This window comes from Spiroplasma endosymbiont of Tricholauxania praeusta (genome assembly GCF_964019535.1).
Classification (GTDB): Bacteria; Bacillota_I; Bacilli_A; order Mycoplasmatales; family VBWQ01; genus Spiroplasma_E; species Spiroplasma_E ixodetis_A.
Genome location: NZ_OZ026450.1, coordinates 1,153,332 through 1,178,949 on the forward strand (window position 1 = coordinate 1,153,332; position 25,618 = coordinate 1,178,949).

The 25,618-nt window shown below is 23.0% G+C and carries 31 protein-coding genes; 23 read left to right on the plus strand and 8 right to left on the minus strand.

The annotated features are described in order from the left end of the window. Positions 1-5 precede the first annotated feature (5 nt). Both AACK96_RS06325 and AACK96_RS06330 read right to left on the minus strand, forming a co-directional pair. Positions 6-2,633: a valine--tRNA ligase gene (locus AACK96_RS06325; protein WP_338973952.1), complete on the minus strand. Its 2,628-nt coding sequence runs from the start codon at positions 2,631-2,633 to the stop codon at positions 6-8. 727 nt (positions 2,634-3,360) lie between these two features. Then, entirely contained in the window at positions 3,361-3,771 is a 411-nt protein-coding gene (locus tag AACK96_RS06330; RefSeq protein WP_338973954.1) for a GNAT family N-acetyltransferase, read from the minus strand. Positions 3,772-4,168: 397 nt separating this feature from the next. Between AACK96_RS06330 and AACK96_RS06335 the strand changes: the two genes are divergently transcribed. Continuing rightward, complete coding sequence (locus tag AACK96_RS06335) at positions 4,169-4,768, plus strand: BspA family leucine-rich repeat surface protein (protein ID WP_338973956.1); 600 nt, start codon at positions 4,169-4,171, stop codon at positions 4,766-4,768. Positions 4,769-4,873: 105 nt separating this feature from the next. Here the strand turns inward: AACK96_RS06335 and AACK96_RS06340 are convergent, their stop codons facing one another. The 4 genes from AACK96_RS06340 to AACK96_RS06355 form a co-directional block, all read right to left on the minus strand. After that, positions 4,874-5,641: an ABC transporter permease gene (locus AACK96_RS06340; RefSeq protein WP_338959055.1), complete on the minus strand. Its 768-nt coding sequence runs from the start codon at positions 5,639-5,641 to the stop codon at positions 4,874-4,876. Further along, a complete protein-coding gene (locus AACK96_RS06345; RefSeq protein WP_338973958.1) occupies positions 5,641-6,042 on the minus strand; it encodes an ATP-binding cassette domain-containing protein in 402 nt (133 codons plus the stop codon). Before AACK96_RS06345 ends, AACK96_RS06340 begins: the two co-directional genes overlap by 1 nt. Before the next feature lie 29 nt (positions 6,043-6,071). Then, complete coding sequence (locus AACK96_RS06350; protein ID WP_338973960.1) at positions 6,072-6,371, minus strand: ATP-binding cassette domain-containing protein; 300 nt, start codon at positions 6,369-6,371, stop codon at positions 6,072-6,074. 138 nt (positions 6,372-6,509) lie between these two features. After that, the gene (locus AACK96_RS06355; protein WP_338973961.1) at positions 6,510-7,316 is read right to left on the minus strand and encodes a hypothetical protein; all 807 of its coding nucleotides are present in this window, start codon (positions 7,314-7,316) and stop codon (positions 6,510-6,512) included. Positions 7,317-8,053: 737 nt separating this feature from the next. On the opposite strand from AACK96_RS06355, the gene AACK96_RS06360 reads away from it, so the two are divergent. The 21 genes from AACK96_RS06360 to AACK96_RS06460 all read left to right on the plus strand — a co-directional run bounded on the left by AACK96_RS06360 (position 8,054) and on the right by AACK96_RS06460 (position 21,780). Beyond that, entirely contained in the window at positions 8,054-8,572 is a 519-nt protein-coding gene (locus tag AACK96_RS06360) for a hypothetical protein (protein WP_338973962.1), read from the plus strand. Between the two features lie 134 nt (positions 8,573-8,706). After that, positions 8,707-8,910, plus strand: coding sequence for a hypothetical protein (locus AACK96_RS06365; protein WP_338973654.1), 204 nt, complete (start codon positions 8,707-8,709; stop codon positions 8,908-8,910). 8 nt (positions 8,911-8,918) lie between these two features. Next, positions 8,919-9,356: a hypothetical protein gene (locus AACK96_RS06370; RefSeq protein WP_338973516.1), complete on the plus strand. Its 438-nt coding sequence runs from the start codon at positions 8,919-8,921 to the stop codon at positions 9,354-9,356. Further along, on the plus strand, positions 9,346-9,639 hold the full coding sequence (locus AACK96_RS06375; RefSeq protein WP_338973423.1) for a hypothetical protein: 294 nt from the start codon (positions 9,346-9,348) through the stop codon (positions 9,637-9,639). Before AACK96_RS06370 ends, AACK96_RS06375 begins: the two co-directional genes overlap by 11 nt. Next, complete coding sequence (locus tag AACK96_RS06380) at positions 9,608-9,820, plus strand: hypothetical protein (RefSeq protein ID WP_338973420.1); 213 nt, start codon at positions 9,608-9,610, stop codon at positions 9,818-9,820. The genes AACK96_RS06375 and AACK96_RS06380 overlap by 32 nt, the downstream gene beginning before the upstream one ends. Continuing rightward, positions 9,820-10,047, plus strand: coding sequence for a hypothetical protein (locus AACK96_RS06385; protein ID WP_338973964.1), 228 nt, complete (start codon positions 9,820-9,822; stop codon positions 10,045-10,047). Before AACK96_RS06380 ends, AACK96_RS06385 begins: the two co-directional genes overlap by 1 nt. A gap of 3 nt (positions 10,048-10,050) precedes the next feature. Further along, positions 10,051-10,212, plus strand: coding sequence for a hypothetical protein (locus AACK96_RS06390; protein WP_338973966.1), 162 nt, complete (start codon positions 10,051-10,053; stop codon positions 10,210-10,212). Beyond that, positions 10,212-10,457 (plus strand): hypothetical protein, encoded by a 246-nt coding sequence (locus tag AACK96_RS06395; RefSeq protein ID WP_338973650.1) that lies wholly within the window; start codon positions 10,212-10,214, stop codon positions 10,455-10,457. Before AACK96_RS06390 ends, AACK96_RS06395 begins: the two co-directional genes overlap by 1 nt. A gap of 119 nt (positions 10,458-10,576) precedes the next feature. Beyond that, on the plus strand, positions 10,577-11,404 hold the full coding sequence (locus AACK96_RS06400) for a hypothetical protein (RefSeq protein WP_338973649.1): 828 nt from the start codon (positions 10,577-10,579) through the stop codon (positions 11,402-11,404). Between the two features lie 16 nt (positions 11,405-11,420). Then, on the plus strand, positions 11,421-11,579 hold the full coding sequence (locus AACK96_RS06405; protein WP_338961498.1) for a hypothetical protein: 159 nt from the start codon (positions 11,421-11,423) through the stop codon (positions 11,577-11,579). 40 nt (positions 11,580-11,619) lie between these two features. Further along, complete coding sequence (locus tag AACK96_RS06410; protein WP_174480113.1) at positions 11,620-11,808, plus strand: hypothetical protein; 189 nt, start codon at positions 11,620-11,622, stop codon at positions 11,806-11,808. Positions 11,809-11,824: 16 nt separating this feature from the next. Continuing rightward, positions 11,825-12,202 (plus strand): hypothetical protein, encoded by a 378-nt coding sequence (locus AACK96_RS06415; RefSeq protein ID WP_281747963.1) that lies wholly within the window; start codon positions 11,825-11,827, stop codon positions 12,200-12,202. Positions 12,203-12,220: 18 nt separating this feature from the next. Further along, positions 12,221-13,402, plus strand: coding sequence for a hypothetical protein (locus tag AACK96_RS06420; RefSeq protein WP_338973968.1), 1,182 nt, complete (start codon positions 12,221-12,223; stop codon positions 13,400-13,402). A gap of 14 nt (positions 13,403-13,416) precedes the next feature. Beyond that, complete coding sequence (locus AACK96_RS06425) at positions 13,417-15,114, plus strand: hypothetical protein (protein WP_338973970.1); 1,698 nt, start codon at positions 13,417-13,419, stop codon at positions 15,112-15,114. A 3-nt stretch (positions 15,115-15,117) separates the two neighbouring features. Then, positions 15,118-17,184 carry a hypothetical protein gene (locus AACK96_RS06430; protein ID WP_338973972.1) on the plus strand — a complete coding sequence of 689 codons (2,067 nt, stop codon included), beginning with the start codon at positions 15,118-15,120 and terminating at the stop codon, positions 17,182-17,184. 4 nt (positions 17,185-17,188) lie between these two features. Next, entirely contained in the window at positions 17,189-17,311 is a 123-nt protein-coding gene (locus AACK96_RS06435; RefSeq protein ID WP_338973392.1) for a hypothetical protein, read from the plus strand. A 16-nt stretch (positions 17,312-17,327) separates the two neighbouring features. Further along, on the plus strand, positions 17,328-18,569 hold the full coding sequence (locus AACK96_RS06440; RefSeq protein WP_338973974.1) for a hypothetical protein: 1,242 nt from the start codon (positions 17,328-17,330) through the stop codon (positions 18,567-18,569). Next, complete coding sequence (locus AACK96_RS06445) at positions 18,520-18,666, plus strand: hypothetical protein (RefSeq protein ID WP_338973975.1); 147 nt, start codon at positions 18,520-18,522, stop codon at positions 18,664-18,666. Before AACK96_RS06440 ends, AACK96_RS06445 begins: the two co-directional genes overlap by 50 nt. Beyond that, positions 18,650-19,408, plus strand: a complete 759-nt coding sequence (locus tag AACK96_RS06450; protein WP_338973977.1) for a hypothetical protein — start codon at positions 18,650-18,652, stop codon at positions 19,406-19,408. Before AACK96_RS06445 ends, AACK96_RS06450 begins: the two co-directional genes overlap by 17 nt. Positions 19,409-19,429: 21 nt before the next feature. Beyond that, positions 19,430-20,553 (plus strand): IS3 family transposase gene (locus tag AACK96_RS06455; protein ID WP_338973306.1). Its coding sequence is split into 2 segments (ribosomal slippage): positions 19,430-19,673 and positions 19,673-20,553, totalling 1,125 coding nucleotides; the frame shifts between segments, so codons are not numbered across the junction. Between the two features lie 6 nt (positions 20,554-20,559). Beyond that, positions 20,560-21,780, plus strand: coding sequence for a hypothetical protein (locus tag AACK96_RS06460; protein ID WP_338973979.1), 1,221 nt, complete (start codon positions 20,560-20,562; stop codon positions 21,778-21,780). Positions 21,781-22,082: 302 nt separating this feature from the next. Here the strand turns inward: AACK96_RS06460 and AACK96_RS06465 are convergent, their stop codons facing one another. Both AACK96_RS06465 and AACK96_RS06470 read right to left on the minus strand, forming a co-directional pair. Beyond that, complete coding sequence (locus AACK96_RS06465) at positions 22,083-22,298, minus strand: hypothetical protein (RefSeq protein ID WP_338973889.1); 216 nt, start codon at positions 22,296-22,298, stop codon at positions 22,083-22,085. A 145-nt stretch (positions 22,299-22,443) separates the two neighbouring features. Beyond that, a complete protein-coding gene (locus tag AACK96_RS06470) occupies positions 22,444-24,150 on the minus strand; it encodes a hypothetical protein (protein WP_338973981.1) in 1,707 nt (568 codons plus the stop codon). Positions 24,151-24,224: 74 nt separating this feature from the next. Here AACK96_RS06470 and AACK96_RS06475 point away from each other — a divergent pair, with 74 nt between their 5' ends. Continuing rightward, entirely contained in the window at positions 24,225-25,385 is a 1,161-nt protein-coding gene (locus AACK96_RS06475) for an Mbov_0401 family ICE element transposase-like protein (RefSeq protein WP_338973325.1), read from the plus strand. The last annotated feature ends 233 nt before the right edge of the window (positions 25,386-25,618 follow it).

Sequence of the window (25,618 nt, forward strand, 5' to 3'; positions counted from 1 at the left end):
GTTTTTTATAATTCTTTAATCTTGGCATTGATTAATTTTTTTTGATTTTGATACTTTTCTAATTTCTGCTTTTCTATTTCAACTTTTGTTGGTGGTGCCTTTGCTAAAAATTGTTGGTTATTTAAAATATCTTTACTACGTTTTATTTCATTTTCAATATAAACTAATTCCCCTTTTAATTTTGCTAATTGTTCTTCTTTATTAAATAAATTTGAAACATTAATTTCTATTACTGCTGAATTAATAATTTTAATTATTTTATTATTAACAGACAACGGACTATCACTAATAGTAACAATTTGACTATTAGTTAATTGTAATAAATAAGGATTTAAAGTATTTTTTTCTACTTCAAAAAAAGAATTAGTCGTATTGATATGAATAGTTAACGGTAATTTTAAAGATAAATTAAGTTCTTTACGAATTTCTCGAATATTACCAATAATTTCAATTAATATTTCAACAAATTGTGTTACAACTTTTGTTTTTTCCATAACTTTAACTTTAGGAAACTTATTTGTTAAAATGCTATTTTTATACCCCATTTCTTCATAAATTGCTTCTGTAATAAAGGGAATAAAGGGATGAACCATAATAATAATTTGCTGTAAAACATAATATAATGTTTGTAATGAGTTACTTTGTTGCTCTTGATTTTGTAAATTAACTTTATTTAATTCAATATATCAAGAACAATATTTATTTCATATAAAATTTGATAGTGCTTTAACTACTAAAACAAATTCATATTTTTCCATATATTGCTCTACATAAATAATCAATTGATTAAGTTCTTGTAAAATTCATTGATCAATAAATGATAACGAATTATTATAGACAATATTTTCATCCAATTGAAACTTATCATCAATATTGATTAGTACATAACGTGCAGCGTTTCATAACTTATTATTGAAATTTCAAGCTGACTCAACTTTAGTAATACTAAATCTTAAATCTTGACCGGGAGCACAATTGCTAACTAAAAAGTAACGTAAAGCATCCGCACCATACTTTTTAATAACTTCCATTGGATCAATTCCATTATTTAATGATTTTGACATTTTTCTACCTTGTTCATCACGAATTAAACCATGAATTAAAACATTAGTAAATGGTTTTTGATTAGTAAATTTTCAACCCATAAACAGCATTCGTGCAACTCAAAAAAATAAAATATCATAAGCAGTAACTAATACTGATATTGGATAATATTTTTGCAAATCAACATTTTTTTGTGGTCAACCCAAGGTTACAAAAGGTCATAAACCGCTAGAAAATCATGTATCTAATACGTCTGATTCTTGAATATAATCGTTAATTGGTGATGGTGGGTTAGTATCAACATAAATTTTCTTAGTTTTTTTATGATATCAAACCGGAAGCGAATGACCCCATCACAATTGACGGGAAATACATCAATCTTGAATATTATTTAATCACTGCAAAAGTTGTTGTTCAAATAATATTGGATGAAAATCAATCTTTGTTTTCTTATTTTTTTGTTTATCAATAATCATTTCAACTAATGGTTTCATTTTTATGAATCATTGTTGTGATAAATATGGTTCAATAATAGCGTTACTTCTTTCTGAATAACCAACTTGATGAAGATGGTCTTCAACCTTTACAACTAAATTTTCTTTTCTTAATTGTTCAACTAATTGTTTACGACATACCATTCGATCTTGATTAATATATGATTGTGCTAATTCATTCATAGTTCCATCAACATTCATACAAATAGGCATTACTAAATTGTGACGTAATGCAATTTCATAGTCATTAGCATCATGAGCCGGTGTACATTTCATAGCACCCGTTCCAAAATTCATATCAACATAATCATCAGCAATAACTTTAATTAACATTTTATTAGCCGGATTAATAACCATTTTACCAATAAATTGTAAATAACGTTTATCTTTACTATTTATAACTATACACTGATCAGCAAACATTGTTTCTGGTCTGGTAGTAGCAATAGTAATAAATTCACTACTATTTTCTATAAAATATTTTAAATAATACATTTTTCCTTTTGTTTCATGATAATTTACTTCAATATTAGAAATAGCGGTTTTTAATTCTGGATCTCAATTTACTATCTTTTTTCCTCTATAAACTAAACCTTCTTTATATAACTTTACAAATACTTCATTAACTGCTTGTTTAACATTTTCATCTAAAGTAAATACTTCATGCGAATAATCTAATGCTAAACCAAGTTTTGCTCACTGTTTTCTTATGTTTTGTGCATATTCTGTTTTTCATTTTCATGCTTGTTGTAAAAATTTATCTTTACCTAATTCTTGCAAATTAAGTTTTTGTTCTTCTTTAATACGTTGTGCAACTTTAACTTGTGTGGCAATGCCAGCATGATCCATACCGGGTATAAATAAAGTATTAAATCCTTGTAAACGTTTATAACGAATTAATAAATCTTGGATAGTACTATCTCAAGCATGACCTAAATGTAAAAGTCCGGTTACATTGGGTGGTGGTAAGATAATAGAAAATGTAGGATTAATAGAACTAACATTTGCCTTAAATAATCCAGATTTTACTCATTGTTGATAACGATCCTTTTCAATTTCAATATGATTATATTTTTTGTTTAAATTTCTATCCATTTGTTATACTCCTTTTTAAAATAAAAAAACATTCCACAAATAGGAACGTTTCTTAACGCGGTACCATCCTAATTCATTTACAAAGTAAATGCACTTAATTATTATTTAAATTACTAATAATATAAGTTACCTTCAAATTAAACTTGCTTAGTTTACAGCAACCACTAAGTCTCTAAATTACCATTTAATTTTACTCTTTTATATTTTAAATTAATTATGTATTTTATTTTACATTGTTAATTTTAAAAAACAAGACATTTGAGAAAAGAAAAAATCTATATATTAAAATTATCTTTTTTAAGAACAGAAGTTGATGTTTTCATAGACTGCATGCAGTCTAATTTATTTTTTATATTTTGATCAAAATCACACAATAAAGGAGTATCATCTTTTTTTATTGTCTTTTTTTGATATGTTTGTTTTTCTAATAATTTTATTTTTCTTTGTTCTGGTGTTAAGTTATTTCATCATTTTTTTGCCTCATTTTTAACAACCTCTACTTGTTTGGGGGTTAAAGTATTTCATCATTGTTTTGGATTTTTGATTATTTGTTCTCTTTGTTGATTAAATCAATCAATAACTTTTTGATAATCCTCCTTTAAAATTGATTCTTCATGTATTAAAACTTCATCTAAAATACTAGATAATATTTCACTATCCTCTAATATCTTTTGTTCATCATTTATAGCTTTTGATTTTGACTTATCAAAATCAATAAAAATTTCTTTTATTTTAATATTTTTTCACTTTTTAATATCATCTCTTTTATTAAAAATTGCATGAGGTATATTAATTTCATAATCATAAAAAAAGTTTTTTTATTTCATGCATAAGTGAATCCTAATTTTTCATAAAATTCACCGACAGTAGCATTAGTTGGATCTGATAATAAAATAAGGTTTTCGATATTATTGCTATGACATATCTCAAAAATTTTGTAAATAAGTAAACTACCATATTGTTGCTTACGATATTTTTCTTCAATAAATATACTTTCTAAAATAGCTTCTTTTTTTTCTAAATCAATAATAAGTAATGCGTAACCAATTTTATTACTAAATTCATCAATTAATAATAAACTTTTTATACTTGGATTATTTAAATTATTAGTAATAATAACTTCTCTGCCGTTTGCCATATTTTAACTTCTTTCTAATAAATTCAATATAAAACTTGACTTTAAACGCAATAAACCTAATATATAATATTTTTTTAATTAAATTAATTTAATAAAAACAAAAAAACTAATATAGGTAAAACTATCTATACTAGTAATTAACAGTTATTAAATTAATTTAATAATATCATAAAATATCTTTTTTTTAAAAAAACAAATTGTATGCAAAAAATATATTATATAACTTTTTTATTACATTTAACCTTACTAATAACATAAAATTTTTTCCTAATATTTATATATTTTTATTTCTATCATAAACTAAACACTTATTGCATTTATTTTTAAATGACTTAAAATATAAATTAACTTCTTAAACTTAAGAAGTTATTGGGGAAAAACAAAAAAGGAGATCTTAATGAAAATATTAATCAAAACATTAAGTGTTTTAACACTTGCAACAACCACAGGTAATTTAACTAGTTTCTTAAACACTATCAAACAAAATACTAATATTACACAAAATAAAATACAACAAGATACAATTTATATTGACAAAACAGGAACAAAAGTAGAAACAAATAAAAAAGATTTATCAAATATAGATAGTAAAGAAATTATTCAAATCGGATTTTTTGAAAATGGAATTAGAGAAATTCAAGCTGTTAAAATGCCAAGAATAGTTGAAAAAGTACCAGATCAATTACCAACAAAAATTACTTCTTTAAGTAATATGTTTGCTGATAATCTAACATTTGATCAAAACATATCTTCTTGAAATATATCAAATATAGTAGATATGAGTTATATGTTTTATGATGCAAAAAAATTTAATCAAGACATTTCAAAGTGAAATACTTCAAAAGTAACAAATATGATGGGAATGTTTTGAAATGCAAAAAAATTTAATCAGAACCTTTCAGCATGAAATGTAGAAAAAGTTAATAATTTTGATCTTTTTGCTACTAATTCAGGAATTGATAGCCGAAGTAAATGACCAAAATTTAAGTATCATTAATTTTTAAAAATAAATCAAAACAAGCCTAATTAGGCTTGTTTATTTTGTAAATATTTTTTAAAATTTAAATAATTTCTTTATAAACAAATATTTTTTCTTATTTACTTATTTACGTCGATATTTATAAGCCATAATTGCTCCAAATATTAATGCTCCAATTCAAAGTAAACTAACTAAAATTGGTATTCAGTAATTATCAAAAAGTGCTGCATTGATTAAATCATTTGGAGTACCATAATTATTTCATCCTCTATTCATAATAGAAACAGGATAAGAAAAAGGAATAATTTTAGCAATAATAACTAAAACTGGTTGTCCTTTAATGGCTACATACGGAATATATTGACCCGATAAAAATGACGTTGGCAAATATAATAATAAAGCAAAAGCATTAGCAATTTTAAAATCAGAAGCAAGAATACCAACCATTATTCCTACTGCTGAACACATAATTGATGAAAGCAGAATTGCTAGTAATATATAACCTCAATTAATTAGTTCTCAATTAATCTGATTATGATATAAAGCTGCACCAATTCCTAATGTTCAAAAACTACCAATAAAAATTAAAATAACATGAAATATTAAAATACTACTAATAAATTGTCATGGTTTTAATGGTGTTGCACCAATTCTTTTAATAATTATTGATTGTTTAAAATCAGAATATGTCATTGATAAAGTAACAATTCCTAATACTGGTGAAGCTGACATCACTAACCCCGGTAATACTGTTTGTGCAGCATTTGGGTTACCAGGTGTTAATACAGCAACTAAAATTGTTAACATAATAATAGGGAAAATAAAGCCAAAGAAAATACTATGGAAAGATTTCTTAAAATAACCAAATAATAATTGAAACATTGCTAGCATTATTTTTTTTCCTTTCTCGTAGTTATTTCTAATGATGTTTCTGTTTTTTCTAAATAATATTTTAATAATGAACCATATTTTTTAGTAACTTCAACAACAGTAGTATCATCAATAATTTGACCATCCTTTAAAAAAATAATACGTCTACATAAAGCTTGGATTTCATCTAAGTTATGACTAACTAAAATTAAAGTAATGTTATTCAAACTAATTTGTTCTTGTAAAAAATTAATAATATCAATTCTTGTTTTAACATCTAAACCAGTTGAAATCTCATCACCAATATAAATTTTTGGTTGATGAAATAATGATAAAAATAAATTAACTCTTTGTCTTTGACCACCCGATAAACTATTTACTTTACGTTTGTATAATTCTTTTAATTGAAACTTATCTAACATACTATTAAAAATTTCGGGTTTTATTTTATCTAAATAAATTTTATCATAAAATTTATTAATTCTTTAACTGTTATAAAGTTAGGATAAACTTGATCTTGAAAATTTATTCCAACAACATATGGAATATCTTTTTTATTAAAGTTATATTCAATTTCTCCTGTACTTGCATTTTTAGTATTACTAATAATCTCACATAATGTGGTTTTACCAGCACCATTAGCACCAAAAATAGCAACAGAACTACCACTCTCAATTTCTAAATTAATAGGTCCCAGTACAACATTACCATTATATGACTTAGTAATATTTTTAACCTTAATTACTTTCATAATTGCTTCCTTTCATATTATTTTAAACTTTATAAATAAGTATAGCATTAAAAAAATCTAATTTTATATCATAACAGCCAACATTTTTTAATTAAAATCTTTTTTTAATATATTTAATTTTAAGTAACATTTAAAATGTTACTTAAAATTTTTATTTGAATACAAAATGCCTTCAGTTCCTGCAGCATATAAAGTGTTTTCTGAATTAATTGTTAAGGCAAGAATATATTCATTATCATTATCTATTCCTAACATATTGTAAAAAGTAGATGATTTTTTTACTTTTTTATATATTTGATTTGAATCAACACCAGCAAACAAAACACCATCTCTATCAATAATTAATCGTTTAATTTCATGACCTGTATTTAAAATTTTAGAATACATTCCACTATTAATTTGATAAATATTACCATTATCAGAACCAGCAAAAATAGTTCCAATAGTATCTACGACTAAACTTTTTATTGATCCAGCATCATTTTGTTCTTTAATTAATTGAAAATCATTTACACCATTACTTTTATAAATTTTACCATGATTATTAGCTCCAGCAAAAACAGAACCATCTTCACCTATTGCTAAACTATTAATATAATCATGTGTTCCTAACATATGATTAACGTTACTATTTTTATCAATGCTATATACACCATCATCATTTCCAACATAAACAATGCCGGTTTTTTTATTAACTGCTAAAGTTCATATTCAATTTGTTGAATCTGGCAATAAAATTTTTTCAAATTTATGTATTCCATCACTTTTATAAACAGAACCAGAATCAGTTCCAACATAAACATTATCTTCATTATCAATTACTATATTTCTGGCAGTTTTACCAGCATCTAATCCTTCTATTAAAGTTTCTACTCCTGTAGTACTAAGTTTATAAACTCTATCTTCTTGTGTTCTAAAAATATTACTTTGTGAATCAACACCCAAAGCATAAATTTTTTCATTTGCTATTTTTTTAGGGAGCGTGTCGAAGATGTCGATAACTAAAAAGTTTTAAAAATAGCTCCTTTCTTTTTTTACCCTTAAATTAAAAATAAATGACAAAAGACGAGAATAAAAATCTTGTCTTTTTTTGTGTAATTGTAAAATTTTAAAATTTTTAATAACCCTCTTTAACGCTATTATCAACACGTGTTAGGGAATTAAAACAGTGAACTACAACATAGTTGTTAAAAATAGTAGCTAGAGCATGTGGACTTGCATGGATAAATAAAAAGTGGAGTGATACCTAATAAAATATACTAACCATTAATGGTAATTCTTGGGGTGGGAGCGAATTGGAAACTAGTATATATAGACCTGTTTTAGGGACCTATTATATTAATTCTATTCTTTATTTAACCAACCTTGCCACTCCCAAGTGAGCAAGTGTTGGTTTTATTTTTTATTTTTTTTGAAAAAATTTTTTTTGGGCGAGAAAATAAATTTCAAACTTGTAAAAAAAATTGAGCGGTGCCGGTTCAATTAAAATATTAATTTGTTTAACACAAATTAAATAAATATTGAATCGAATGCCTCGATTTCTTTTTAAAATTTCACAATTTATTTTTGAGCCCAGTTTTCATGGAATGAATAAAACTAATAGTAGTATTATTAATAATCTAAAAATCAAAATATATGTTCTTTATGCTAGAAGCAACAGAACATATTAGGAAAGGATTATTATGCAAATAGAATTTAAAAAAGAACAAATTGTTAAAGATAAACCACAATCTATTCTTATTGATTATGTTGAATATAAATTATCGCTTCCAAAATGAATGATTAAAAATAATTCTTTTATTGTTGATAACAGTTACACATATTGAGTTTTTAATTTAGAAAATATTAAAAGAGAATTAAGTGGTAATGAATTAATAAAATTATTAGAACCATATATTAAAGACCAAAAAATAACTGTTAATAAACAAGAAACACCCAAAGAATATTATCTTAATGATATCAAACTTGAACCATTAACATTTTATGAACAGCATAATAGTTGATTTATGGGTGAAATAACAGATAACAAAACTAATATTACAAAACCATGTTTTAAATACAACATTACATGAGAAGAAAATAGAAAAAGTTTTAAAATAAATAATCCATATAAACACGATGATTTACCAATTAATTATATAGTTACTTCATATAAGGAAATTTCAACTCATAATGAAAAAGTATTTTTGTTGAACATGTAAACAAAATAAATTAGATTATTTATTCTTTAATACTAATGATATAAAAACAAGAAAATATTTTTTAAGAGATAAAAATAGTAAAGCGATTTGTTATGACTGTATTTTAAATATTAGGTTAAGTAGGAGGCATAAATATGAATAAAGAATATTTAACTAAAAGAGGAACGATTTGCATACCAGACAGTGATGATATTGAATTTAAAATAGGGCTAATTAAACTGATTGATGATTTAAAAAAAGATAATTTAGTTTGTGGTCATAAAGAATTTATTGAAGAATGTAAATATTGTTGATGTAATTGTGATTTAGAAATTATTAAAACGGTTATTAGAGGTTAACTTAATTAATGCAATATGACTTAATTATTGGAATTGATCCTGCTGGAATTGGTAATAATGGAATGGTTATATATTCAAGTGAAACTAATAATATTACTTTTAATGAAACATTCAAAACTAAAACAGTTTTAGAAAGTAAAAATATATATAAAGAATATTTTAAATTAATTAAAAAACAATTTATTAATCAAAAAATATTAGTTATTGTAGAAAATTTCTTTTTAAGCTCAAAACAATTATTAACTAATCCATTAGCAACACCTAAGATTATTGGTGCATTAATGGTATTAGTAGAAGATGTTATGAATTGAGATTATTTAGAAAGTGAACCAAAAAATAAAACTAAAATAGAAAATTATAAAGGAAATATAAAATTAACAAAACATGAACAAGATGCTTATAAGCATATTCAATACTATTTAAGGAATTATAAAAATGAAAGATAAAGCAAATTATGTCAAATTAAAAGTAAAACTGAGTAACACTATTGAAGCAAAATATTACGAAAAAGGTAATAAGGAATTATATTATAGTGTTCGTGGTCAATGAAATGGATTAAATTATGTTACTTTAATTTTTAATAACCCAAAATTTTATAGACGATGTATTTTATTAAACAAAAACGATGAAATTATTGTAACTGGTCAAATTTTTAATACTTTAAATATTCCTAAAAATCGTGCATTTTGTTCAATCAATGTTAAATGATTTAAAAAATGAAAAGAGTAAAAAAATGATTAAAAATACACCATTAGAATATATTAATGACAGAATTAATCAGCATAAAGAAAATATTAATAAATATACAAAAGAAATTGAAAGATTGCAAAATTTTATTAAAACAAATGAAATTAGAATGACTGAATTAGAAATAATAAAAGATATTTTACAAAAAGGAGAAAAAATATAATGAATTTTAATCAAAATCCAAAACAAATGACTGATTTAGTAATAAAAAAAGATATGGAAAAAGTATTAGAAAATTTAAAAATTAAAATAGGAACTCTTGCATTTAATAATATTGAAGAAGAAATACATTATATAAATTTAATAATAAATAAAATGTCAGAACATATTTATTCATTAGAACAAGAAATAATTAGAAAAAATCAAATAATAAAAGATAAATTGGAATAAAAAATGATATTGTGAAAAATTTTATTAATAGTACCAATATTAATAACAATTATAACACTAATAATAATTTTAATATTTATTATTAAAGAATTAAAAAATGAATATAAAGTATTGAAAATATTAAGTGAAATTGCTAATCAAATTAAAAATAAGGAGAATAATTAATGATAATATTACCTACTTTGTTTGAAAATAAAGATGAAATTGAAATATTATCACCATTTCCAAAAGCAATTCATACAAGTAATGATATTAGAGCAATTATTTTAAGACAATACCCAAATGTTAAATCCAAACACATAATTGTTTCTGACCCCGAAAGTAATGTTGCATTAATAGTTGGTGATAATGATGTTTATCAAGGTTGAATTAAAGTAACAATTAAAAAATTAGAAATTAAAGGAGATTAAACAAATGCAAAAGGAAAAAATTAAAATTAGAAATTATGAATTTGAATTAAATTCTTATGTAGTAGATTCCTTATTAGATGTTATAAGAGAACTGATAAAAACAAATAAAGGAGAATAAAATGCCAAACGAAAATACACAATCAAATTATACTTTAACCAAATTAATTAGAACTGGTATAAGTCCTATTTGTGCAATGATTGGTACAAGTGCTTATTATGGTCAAGTAATTGCTAATCCAATATTAGGTTCAATTAATAGTTTATTATTTGGTAAAAAATTAGGTTTAGATATTTGAAATTTAAATCAAAGACCAAATACTAAAACTAAATTAATTAATAGTTCTAAAAAAATAGCATTAGGATTAGGAACAATTGGTTTAGCAAATTATAGTAAATGAACAGAAAATAATATTAATCCTATTATTCCAACAACACCAATTCCAATAACTACTACAACTACAACAGAAGGTCCGCCATGATTACTATTAAATAAACAAGAAAATCAGTCATTAATGGATTGAGATACATATATTAGTTTAAATGCTTATGGTATATCAAATCTTATTAATGGATTAACGGAGTTAATACCTAATAAATTTGAAACAATAAGAAAGATTTGTAATATGGCAACTGGTGGATGTTTAATATCAAGTGGTGTAGCAATGGGTATTAATAATAATTTTAATAATGCTTATGCAGTACCTACAATTGTTGCTGGTGCAAGTGAAATTATCCATAATTTATTACCTATGGAAACTACACATCATAATGAAGAAATGCAAGAAACATCATTTAATGATGAAACTACAAGATTAATTAATGACAATAGATTTACTATTAATAGTGAAACTGCAAGTCAATATTATGGTAGTGATAATATGAGCGAAGTACCATTAAATCATGATAATGCTTCATTAAATTGAGATTATAATCACATGAGTTTATAAAGGAGGTGAATAATTTATGAATAAAGAAAAATTACTTGAATATTATAATAATGAAATTCATACATATAAAGAGAGAATGGAACAATTAAATAAAGAAATTGCCTTATTAGTAAGCATTATAAGTAATTCAAAATCGATGATTGAAAGAATTAATGGTGGTCAATTTGATGAATAATTAAAAATTAAAAATAAATAGTTGAAAGGAAAATATTGAGATGAAAGAATTTTTACATGAATTAATAATTATTGGAACAAGTGTTGGAACATTAATTTGCAGAGAAATTATTGTTTTATTAAAAAGATTTATCACAACTCCAAAACATGTTAGAGCAAATAACAAAATTATTAAACATCAAAAAAAATTAGCAAAGTTAAATGAAAAGATTAATAAAGAAAATAAATAAAAAAGTGGTGATGTAAATGTTAGAAAATGAAAATAATGTTCAACAAACAACTGAACCTTTAACTGAAAATAATGCTTCTTCACAAGAAATAGAAAATAAAGTTAATGAAGCAGAAAATAAGTTAAATAAACTTAATCAAGAAATTAAAGAAAAAGAAATGATTAATATATTTAAAAAATATCAAGTTAAAAGTGAATTTTATGATTATTTAAAATTTAAAACTAATAATTTAGAAAATTCAAAAATTGAAGAAACTATTAAAAAAATGATTAAAGAACAACCAGTATTTAAAGAAACAATTAATACAGGTGGCAAACCACAGACAATAATAACAAATCAACCAAATTCAATAAAAAGTACTTTATTGGATTATAAAAAGAAAAATAATTTATAACAGAAAGGAAAATAAAAAATGGCAGTACCATTCAATAAAAATTTAGATAATACCGAAAAATTAGTAGAAGCACCAGAGTTTATAGAATTTTATAAACAATCAAATTCACCATGAGCAAGTTTTTTTCCTATTGAAATGGTTAATGCTACAAAAATTGAATTTATAGTTAAAAAACCAAAAAATCCAGAAATTAAAGTACTAAAATGAAATGATAAAAGCAAAGGATTAGATGTTAGTTATGCTGAAACTATTAAAATTTTAAAAGAAATTAAAGAAGAAGCAGTTGCAGGTGAAATAATTGCTAATGTTGATTTAAATGCTGAAAATGGACAAAATTTATTAAATACAATGCAATATGAAGTTGCTAATGATTTAGCAGATTATTTAGCAAATAATGATACAAATGTAATTGCAAAATATGCAACTAAAGTAGATATTACTGATAAAACACCAGTAGGATATTTAAAATCAATGTTAGATGCTTGAAATACTTTATTTCAACTAAGAAATAGTAATAATTGTCGTTTTTTTATTACTAATAATCTTTATGATAGTATTGTTTATTTAGCTAATAATAAAGGTTTAATTACTGATAATCAGATTGCTCAACAATTAAGATTAAATGGAAATGATTTATATATTAAAGGTGTACTATGTCAAATTGTTATGGATGATTATATGACTTTTACTGATAATAATGAAACTAAAATTATGTCTTTTGTTTTAGCAACACCAAGAGCAATGAAAAGATATATGTTGCAAAATACAGTTGTATATGTTCAAGATATTGCTGATGGTAAAGTTGGAAGAAGATATTTAGTTGGTGGAGAAGTAACTGGTGAATCAATACCCTATATAACAGATGAAGAAACAACTTCACGTTGAATGTTATGTGCAATCATTAATAATGATAAAACTGATTTAAAAACTAAAATTACAAGTTTAACAATTGATATTACTGCAAATGTTAATAACAATAATAGTGAATTAAATACACAAATAAAAAGTACTAATGAACTTAAATCATTAAATCCAAATTTAACAAATCCAACTATTAAATATTTTAGTGATGCACAAGGAAAAACTATTGTAAGTAATCAAAAACAAAAAGCAGGTGATTTATACATAGTTATTTCTTCAAATGTTAATGATTTAAATTATAAAGGAACAACAAATCCAATTAAAATAACTCTTAAATAAAGGAAATTAATACCATGCCAATCGGTACAACTAGTACAGCAATACTTTTAAACATAAATAAACCAAAACATACTAGAATAAGTAAACAGCAAGAAAATAAAAGTTTTTGGTGAGAAATTTTAGAAATGATTGGTGTACAAGTTATAGCAGTAGCACTTGCTCCTTTTACTGGTGGTTTAAGTGAAAGTTTAGCACTTGGATTAGGTGCAAGTGATTTAATTGCTAGTATTAGTGCTGTTGGTGTAGAATTTTTAACTGATTTTACTATTAATCAAGTTTATGATTATTTAAAAGGAAATATAACACCATTAAATACTTTTTTTAATATATTACCAGCATTTGCTGGAATTAATAAAATTAGTCGTGGTTATCGTACTACTAAATTTATTAATTTAGCACAAAAAACTAAAACATTAGAACAAGTTGGAATTAAAGAAGCAAAAAATTTACAAGAAATTATTAGTCAAGTAAGTGGAAAAGAAATTTTAACAGATAAAATTATTGGTAATAAACGTTATTTAATGAATTATAGTTTTACTCCTAATCGTGAAACAGTATTACGAGATTTAGGTTATGTTGCTGAAAGACAATATAAAAATAATTTTCAAAAATTAGAAGCACAAGAGTTAAAAGATTACTTATTATTACAAAATACATTAATAAAACTAAGTCCACAATTAACTCCTAAATTTAAAATTAAAGATATTGAAAAAGCAAATAACTTTTTAAAAAAATATAATACTGATTTAAAAAAAGTACTATCCATGAATCAACATGATTGATTAAATTTAATTCATACAATACATACAGAAAATAGATATGGAAAAACTTTAATTTTAGATTTACAAAAAATTCGTGCTAATGCTATTAAATTTAATTTTAAAAATAATGTTATTCATCAACTTGTTTTAAAAGCAAATCAAACTTTTAAATATTTTGATATTAGATTTTATTTAAAAAAAGGTTTAAATAAATTTTGAAAAGATACTCCATATTTTGAAAAATTACGAGAAAGTATATATAAATTACAAGAAAAATTTGAAAAGTTAGAAAAACAAGCATTTGAAAAAATTAATAAATTAAAAGAAAAAGCAACAAATTTATTTACTAGTGCAGAGAAAAAAGCAATTAAACATGCACAATTAATTCCATTAAGTTCACCAGTATTTATGGGTTGTAAAATTCAACCTTTATCATTAAGTAAATGTGCAATTACTATTTATCATCGTAATCCTAAGTATAAACCAATTACAGTTGTTGATAGTATTATTAAAGCAGAAACTTTTGTTACTCAAATACATCCATTTCACTGATATAGATGATATAGTGGTTGATATATTGGTTATGGAGTTAGTCGTAATAAATGATTAAAAGCAATTGCATTTGCTCCACCAGTTATTCAACAAGTAATTAGAGATAGTTTTAAAGTTTATAGAGAAATATTTAGAATAATAAGAACTTATCATAAAGTAGTGAATGTTATTAATAATCCTATTGAAAATATTAATAAATCATTTAAAAGTGTTGGTTTAAAATTTTCAGTTAATACTTTATTTGGTACTGGACTATTACATCATTTAGAAAAATTTGCATATAGTCAAATTGTAGAAAAAGGGAAAAAGAAATTACAAAAAGAAGTTATTCATATTGCACATAGAAAAACTAAAACAAAAACTAAACATTATAAAAAAGCATTTTTTAAGGAATGATAAATTATGATTAATAAACTTTGAACTGATGTCAGTTTAGAAAATTATAATAACTGATATCCATTAACTGGAAAAATTACAGAAACGCCACAGCAATACATACAAACATGACCTAATGTTAATGATTGATTTATAACTTTTGCTATTCGTGCTCAAAATGATATTAATGCTTATCTTGATTTTATTTTATCTAAATTTCCTTTTGATAGTTTTAAAGATGAATTAATTAAAGAAACATTAAGAGATATGGTTTATGTAATGGTTGAACATTGAGTATTTAATCGTACACCAATTGAATTTAATGTTGATGCTACTATTCAATTTAATAATGGTACTCAATTTAGTGCAAATAGTACTCCTACAATTAATGTTTGAGATTTAGCACCTAGTAGAATGAAAATATGAGCAAGATTAACAGAATTAAAACAAATATTTTCAAGTTATAATGATGATGAAATAGATGTTGAAAAAATTGACTTAAAAGCATTTTATACTAGAAATCAAATTGATAAATTAATTAAAGAACAAAAAGAATTTACATTATCAAAACAAATGAAATTGTATGATGATTTAGTTGATGATAATGAAAATGAAATATATAGAGGTCCTGTTACAAAATTTATAAATAAAGGTTATGTTGCAACAGATTATGATAAAGAATCTGAAACAATGATTTTAGATTGACCTGATGAAATTGGTACATTACCACCCGAAGCATTACAAAATAATCCACAAATTGGTGATTATACACATGCACCAACTTGTGATTTTTCTGCTAAACAACAAAAACGAATTACTACTAATGAAAATGAAATTACAAAATTAAATACTGAATTAATTAAAGCAAACGAAAATATTAATGATGTTAAAAATAATTGATTTAATATCGAAACTAGTCCCCTATGAAAAAAAGTTGAAAATAATAATATAGAAACATTTAAATGATATTTTATTAAAATCAGTTATCAATATTTAACAGAAAATGACTTTATGAAATTTTATAAAGTAATTAAAATTTATTTAAATAATGTTTTTAATGAATTTGAATTGTTAAATGTTGATTCCATGACTTATAATGAACAAATCTCAAATAAAAATATTTTAAATATTGGAACTATTTACTATGACAATAGAAATAAAAAATTTAGGGGTGGAGGTAATTCTTATCCTGAACTTGGAAAAATTAATTTAATTGGTGATATAAAAGAAATATATCAATATCAAGGAATAGATACGCCAACTGAATTTATAGCAGAAGAAAGTACTGAACGTGATTATTATACAAAAATAGAAACTAATAATTTATTAGATAAAAAGCAAAATAAATTAACTACTGGCGAAAATATTAAAATTGATGAAGTAACTAATACTATTAGTGCTATTGGTGGTAAAACTGATTTATCTGATTATTATAAAAAAGAAGAAGTAGATAAAAAAATAGAAGATAAAATGGATAAAGACCATTTTAAATATGCTTTTTCTATCAATACTATTAGTACTGAAATTCCTAATTTAGAAACTACTGATAAAACTATTGCCGGTGCTATTAATGAATTAAAAGAAAAAATAAAAGACAAAAAATTTTCAAATGATTATTTTAAATATAATGCTGAAACAAATGAAGTTTCGTTAAATGATGAAGAAAATTCATTACTTTGTAAGGATATATTAGAAAATAATGAATATAAAATATTAAAAACTCAAAATAAAAAATTATTACAAGCCATTAATGAAATATTAGAAAAACAACCACAACCAAGTCCAAGTCGTTCAAATTGAAAAGAAGTAGGAACAAGAGAAAAAAATAAATGAGATAATTGACAAATTACTTATGATTTTATAGTTAATAAACATTATAGAGTTTATTATTCTTGAAGTATATATAATCCAGTTTATACTATACAAGAATTTATTATAACTGATAAAAAAATTGATGGTGTACAAATACAAACCTTTAATGATAGTGCTAATATAGTAATTTTATCAGTTCAACATGCAAAATTGATTACTATTTATAGCGGAAAAGGTAATTTAAAAGGTAATGTATGAAAATTAGAAGAATTACAGGAATAATATTATGTTTTTTAAAATTATAAAAATTATTTTAGGTTTAATTGGAGTACTATTATCTTCTGCAACTGCTGGTTTAATTATATTTATTATTGTAAAAATTGTATTAAAAATTAATCAAATATTTTAGAAAGGTGGTGAATATTATGTTAAGTTTATTTAAAAGAAAAGATAAAACAAATACTAGTGATAATCAAAATGAAAAAGTAAAATTTTTAACTAATAAAAATAAAAGTACACATGCTTCTATTTTAAATTATTTTGGTTTTAATGATTTTAACCATGAAACTTATTTTACTGATTTTGTAGCAGAAAATAATGCTAATTTATATAATGCTCCATTAGATATTAATAATGAAACTATTAAAAAATACTTAATTCAGCAAGAATTTTATAGAAAAAATTGAAATTCTATTTTTAAATTAAGCAAATTAGGAATTAGTGGTTATTTAATTTTTATTGCTAATGATGATTTATATTTTCAAGTAATAGATATTCAACAAAGAGTTTATGATATTACCGGTAAATTAATTCAATGTACTATTTTTTATGATAGTTATCAACAAAATGCACAAAATGTAAGATTATTTGAAATTTATACATTAAATAATGAACAAGTAACTATTAATCGTGCAATTTATAGTATTAGTGATAATAAAAAACAATTTCCATTAGATTTTAAATCATTCATTAATAATCCAAATTTAGAGCAAGAACAAACACTAAATATTAATTATATACCAATAGCAATTATGCGAAATAAAGCAAATGAATTAGCAGATTGTGATAAAGTAATGGATAAAATTAAAGCATTAGATGTTATTTATGAACAAATTGTTTTAGATACTATTTTAAACTCACCTAAATTTATTTTTAATCAAACTTATGGGAATGTTCAATCAGCATTAGAACAAATAGTAAGAACTTTGGTTACTAAAAACTACATATTTAAAAGTGGTGGAGATAATAACGAACAAAATGAAAATATTAATATGACAAATAGTAATTTTAAAGGTAAAAATTTAACTGATATATACGATTGAAATGTTAATGAAATATTTAAACGTTGTGGTATTCATATACCAAGTCAAAAGAAATCTGCACAACAATCAGTTCCCGAAAGTACAGCAGTAAATATTTCAACTATTAACTATATTGAACAAAAATTATGACAATTTAATATTGATATTCTTAAATTTATTCAAATATTAGTACGTTTAGATAAAGACTTATTAAATAGTAAAACATTTAATATTAATGATGAACAAGAAATTAATAATTTAACAGTGAGATTAAAATTATTTAATCCCGAAAATAACCAATTAATAGGAGAAAACAATGGAAAACAACAACAAACCACAAACGAAATTTCCACAGAAACAAACTAAACTTAATCAAGCAGAAGTAGAAAATGATTATTTAATTGATAATATTCCTTATGACTTTACTAATATGATGAGAGCAACTAGTGACCCCCGATATTAATAGAGCATACGATGAATTTAAAAAAAGAACAATTTATATTTATGAAATTGAACGTTTATTTAAAAATAATGAAAATAATACTTTAAAATTTTCAGCAAATACTATTAAAATCGGATTTATTGATATTGAAAAAGTATTAAAAACTACTGCTGTTGAAACATCTGATTTTACTATGCAATTAAATCAAAGAGCAAGTACAAATATTAATGATAATACAATTGAATATAGTATGACTGATATTAAAAATTTAATATTTCAAGAAATAAATTTATTAAATCAATTTAAGTTATATGCAGTTAGTATTAATGAATCATTAACTGAAAATAATATTGATAATTTATATATTATTAATAATTATTCACAACCTTATCAAAATCCAAAAACAAGGAGTACTAAAAGTATTACTATTATTAAAATTAAAGATTTTAAAACAAGAGATGGTTATCCAATAATTATTAAATTACAAAAACCATTAGACAAAGATACAAAAGTAATTGGTTTAAAAATTAAAGCCCCTAGAAGCATGATTTTCGGGAATATAAAGGTACTTGGTGAAGTTGATAATATGGAAGTATACCCAAAGTTATTTATCAAGGATAAGATAGCATTTCCACTATTATCAATGCCTATTGAAACTCAACCAAAAGTTAGAATATTACAACAATGATTTAGTGAACAAATATTACCTTGGATGGGTTACACTTTATTGGACACTAATTACGTAGACAAGTTCACAAATTAGTTAAAAGAAAGGAAAATAATTATGGCCAATATTAACTCATATTCAGATGAATTTAAAAAACAAATAGTAGCTTTATATCAAAGTGGCAAGTCAGTATCTTGTCTTGTTAAAGAATATAACGTTACAAGAGCGGCTACTTATAAATGAATTAAGCAATTTACTAATTCAGGCAGTTTTAAAACCAAAGATAATCTTTCTGATTTAGAAAAACAATTAATTCAAGCAAATAAAGAATTAAAACAATTACGAATGGAAAATGATATTTTAAAGCAAGCAGCACTAATAATAGGCAGAAAATAGAAATTATTGCAAATAATAAATCTAAATATAAAATTCGCACAATGTGTCGTTTTTTAAAACTCTCTAAATCAACATATTATTTTAATTTAAAGAAAAAAAATAAAAATCAAAATAATATTTATGATGAAGCTGTTATTAGTGCTTTTAAAGAAAATAAAGAAGTTTATGGTACTAGAAGATTAAAAGTCATACTAGCAAACCAAGAAATTTATTTATCACGCAGAAAAATTAAACAAATTATGAATAAGCATAATTTAATATCAAAATACACTAAATTATCATTCAAAAATCATCATAATAAAGTCAATGATAGTCAAATTACCAATCTTGTTAATAGAAACTTTAATAATAAAATTAAAAATGAAGTTATTGTTAGTGATTTAACTTATGTTCAAGTTAATGGTAAGTGAAACTATATTTGCTTATTAATAGACCTATTTAACCGCGAAATTATTGGACATAGTGTAGGTACTAAAAAAGATGCATCATTAGTATATCAAGCATTTATGCACTCAAATCGCTGTTTAAAAGATATTGAAATATTTCATAGCGATCGCGGTAACGAATTTAATAATAAAACTATTGATAAACTTTTATTAGCATTCAACATAACTCGATCTTTAAGCAAAAAAGGCTGTCCTTATGACAATGCTGTTGCTGAAGCAACTTTTAAAACTTTCAAAACTGAATTTATTAATGATAAAAATTTTACATCATTAATCAAATTAAAATTAGAATTATTTGATTATATCAATTGATACAACAACATAAGAATTCACAGCACCTTAAACTACCTAACTCCAGTTAATTATCAAAAACAAGTGTCTACCAAAAAACAGTCCTAAAAAGGGTTGCCATTCCAACCTTGAAATTTAGCAAAGCAATTTATAGGACAAGAAAAATCAGTTTTAGATTTAATTGCTATTGGTGGTGGAACTGAAACAAGAAAAGAAATTATTAATAATGCAAAAATAACATATGCAAAAATTGGTAAATATGATGGACCAGCACCAGTACCTAAAAAATTAGCTGATTTTGAAATGAAAAAGAATGAACAATATATATTATATAGTCATAGAGAACCAATCCCTCCATATCCTAGTAAATATATTGCTATTGAGTTATCACAGAACTTTAATGATATTGAAATTGAAATAAATGATAAACCACCAATTGATAGTTTACAAAAAGTATTATTAGATATGCTTACTTATACATATACTTATAATCGAAACTTTGATGGTGCATCATTAGACCCAACAAAATCACCAAATAAAATGGACATGTTAAGAGGAAAGTTTGAAAATCAAAAACCCGATGAAGTAATAACTAATTTATTTAAGCAATGAAAATTAGATTATCCTAATTATATTATTTTAGAACAAGTAAAAATATTTAAACAATTGATAATTATGTTGTCAAATAATATTTATTCAAATATGTCAATTAATAAAGGTTTAAATGATGATAATAAAATATTATTACCTTATTATTTTGAATTAAAATCAAATCCAATACATCCTACTAAGGAAGATATTTGAGAATTTAAAAATGCAAAAGTAATTTTAAAATCAGCATATTTTGACTTTACAGATATGAATAACATTAAACTAAAAAATAATGATATTAGTCAAAATGAATTATTTAAACTTGATGATAATCAATTTAACTGATTATCTATTACAAACGAATTAGAAAGTAATAATATACCCTCATTAATTCCTGCTGACTGAACATTAGGTAATGGAGAATATGGAAAATACTTTACAAGAATAATTATTGATAAAAATAAAATTAAAAATACTTTAAATTTATATGGTGCAAATAAATCACAATTATTTTCTAAATTAGAATTGTATAAAGAAATTATAAAAATTGATAATAATAGTGAATTTGAATTACAAATTGAAAATCCGATTAATAATTTAAATCGGATTGAAATTAGTGGAATATTTGGTGCTGGTAATTATGATTTAATTTTAATAACAGATAAAGAAGAAATAGACTTAAAAAATATTAATTTATTTGATAAATATAACGAAAATATTTCTTATATAAATTTAGAAGTTTAATTATCAAAATAACCTTTTCAATATTTTCCATTTCATTTAATATCTACATCATGTAACTTTTTATTTGAGCAATATAAAGAATAATAAGAACCATTATACATATTAACTCATATTGGAGCATTACATAATACTACTGTATGGTCTGGTTTTTCATAAGAATTAAATTTTTTATTTTCATGGGTAAGCACCCCCCATGATTAATCCTATTGTTCCAGTTGTAGCACCAGTTAGTGCTAATGCTAATGTTATTTTACTTAAATTTGTTTTTATTCATGTTTTCATAATAAATTTCTCCTTTTTTATTAATTAATTTTTAATGAGTAATTATGTTCTTCTATTATAATATTATTTATTTTATTTTTTAATTCTTGTTCAAGTTCAATAATGTCATCTAATATTTTAAGTTCTCATTTTTCAAAAAAAGATTTATTATTGGAATTATTATCACTAAAATTATTTTTACATTTTGTAATTATTTTTGATTTTTTTATCTTTCTTTTACATCTTTTTTTACTCATAAAGACTCCTTTTTCCTTAATTTTACTTTTAAATTGTACTATTTTTGATTATTTTTACAAGTATGCTTTTAAACACAAAATAACTCCTAAATTAAAGGCGTTTATTTTGTAATACCTATACTATTAATAATATTAAACTTGTTTATTATATAGCAAATCTGAAGATACTTTTTTTCACAGTAGCATTATTTTTACCTCTAATTACATTTTTATATGGATATAGTGCATAAAATAATGCATCATAAGGATCTTGGTACATATTTTTGTCAGGAATGTTAGTTTTTGTGTCATCATAACGTAATTCTTCTAAACATTGAGTTGTTTTTGATAAATCATCTTTATTTGCATAAAAGTTTCCATAACTCATAATATTTCTCATTCAAACTACTCTATTTGTTAATCCTGCTTCTTGATTTAAATTTGAAGCATGTTTAATAGCAGTTTGTGTTATTAAAATAATATTATGTTCATCAATTAATTTTTGATTTAATCAATCCATTGCTGTTCTTGCTTTATCATCATAAAAATAAATTGTTTGTTCAAAATTTTCAAAATTATCCATTAATCCTAAAATTTCATTTACATAAGCATTAATTTTTTCATTTTTATTAATAAAATCATTTGGAGTAACTACTAATTCACAAATAATATAAGCATCATAATAACCAGTATTATTATATTCTTTAAAACCAACTACCATAAATACAGTATGGTCTTTTGGACCAGTTGCCCAATCAATACCAACACTATAAAAATCAAATTTATACATATCTTTTTCTTGATTATAAAACTGTTTTAAATCATATGATTGTCAATATTTTACTGTTTTTTGAAATGGAAAAATTGTTGCATCACTATCTAAAAATTCAAAACCATAAAAAACAGTATTAAATTCATCGGGATTACTTTTTTTCATTTCTAATAATGTTCTTTTTTGAATGTCTGGTAATTTATTTCAAAATGGTTGAATAGTAAATCTTAATATAAATAAACCTAAACCACTAAACACTTCTTTATTTTCATAATAAACTTTACCAACTTTTTTAAGATTTTCCATAATTTTATCATTTAATGGTAAAAATGGTGTGCAATACTTTAAATAAAATGGATGGTATTTATCGTATGGATTACATGTAAAAGTAATGAAAAAACTTTTATAAAAATAACGAGTAATCTTTTGTCCAAAGGTAGAACTATATATATTTTTATCAATAAATGTTCAACTTCACTCTTTAATAGGTTCATTTGATACTTTAATACGATTACTTCTAAACATAGAGTTTTGTAAACGTTCATATCGATATATTAATTGCTTTTCAGTTAATGTTTCTTTTTCTTCTGCCATAATAATTTCATCTGTTCTTGAACCTAAAAAACTTGAAGCACCTGCTTCTTTTCCAAAAATTTTATTACCATTAGCATAACCAATAAAGTCAATTTGTTGATTACTTGGAAATATAATACATCCCCCATCCTTAGTAATTTTTCATTTAATGCCATGTGGATTATTAGGTAATAAATTAATATTATATGTATCTAATAAAACTTGACAAACATTCATTAAAGCACCAATTGTAGTTTCACTATGAGTATTTTCATATCTTCTTACTTCTTGAACACTACTATCGCTAAAATTACAACATATAAATAAATCAAATGCTAAGCAATTTCAAGTTTTTCTTGTTCCACGTGCAGTTGGAACAAAACGATAAAAACAATTAGTTGTAAAAAATTCTGCTCATTCATCACCAACAAATTGTTTAAAAATATCTCAACTAAAACCATAATTATTATCACTAAAATTAAGACTATATTTTTTATTTAATTGTGCATAACTAGTGATAAAAGCCATATTTACTCCTTATTTTTTTAAAAAAAATTAAACTTAAATTATTAACAAACAAAAATTAGAAAGGAACATTAAAAATGTTTATATTACCATTCGTAAATCATTTTGATTGAGACAAACACTATTATAATCAAAATGAATTAAATTTACAACAAACAGAAGAATTATTTAAAAAAATAGATGATTATTTATGAAGTACATGTGATAAATCTGTATATAAATCATATAGATTTAGAAAAAGAAAATTAAAAACAAAAAAAGGTTTATTAAATTATAAACGACGTATTTATACATATTATAACCCAAAAACACAAAAAAGAGAATTTGTTTCATTGCTAGATAACTATCTTGGTGTTAAAAAGTATAGTAAATTAGCACCAGATGTTATTAAACAAATTTTAAAATATTTTGCAGATGGTAAAAAATACCGTGATGTTTGTGATACTTTTATTGAAGATTTAATAAGTAATAGTACAGTTTGTAGAAGATATAAAAAATTTGAATTACCAAAAGCTAATATTCCTAAAATTGTATTACAACCAAATCAAATATTATATATAAATATTGATGATGGACATCGAAAATTTAAGTTTAATGAAAAACACAATACTAAAAATTGTAAAAAATGTTCTATGAGATTAATAGTATTTTGTACTGGTAAAAAGAAAAATGGAAAATTAATTAATAAAAGAGCAACCTGTCAAATAAGAGTATCAAAAACAGAAATTGGTTCTGAAAAAACTGCAAAATTAATTGAAAAATATGGTAATTTATTTTTTGAAAATTTTGACCAAGCAAATTTAATAGTTTGTGGAGATAGTGCAAAATGAATTAGAAAAACTGCTACAATTTTAAATGCTAAATTTATTTTAGATAAATTTCATGCTTTTCATGTTTTATTTCTTGGTATAATGGCTGGAAGAAGAAAAAATCAAATTGCTAAATTACATTATCAAAATGCAATAAATTTATTTGAAAAAGGTCAATATTATGAATTAATTGATTTTTTACAATCATTAACCTTACAATATAAAAAATTAAAAGTTGGTTATTTTATTAATGCCAAAGATGGTGTATTAAACCAAGCATTAGTTGAAAATATTGGTTGCTTTACTGAAACTAATATTAAACAAATTTTAAAGCATATGATTGGTGATAGAACCTATAACATTGATATGTATACAAAAATGGTTAATTTTAAATGCTATCAAATAAACACAGCAGTACAATTATTATAAAATAAAAATCCCTAATTAAGGGATTTGCCTAAGAGACCACGTACTTTACATACGCTTAGTAATCATAACGGTATACGGTTTATCTTAAAGGACTTTATTACATTATAACATATTAAAAACTTATTAAAGTAAACTTTAATAAGAATTTTTGACTTATAAAAGTAAGTATTATTGTGTCAATATCGAGTGAAAATTTCCCAAAATACTTATCAAAAAAACTAAATTATTTTGGG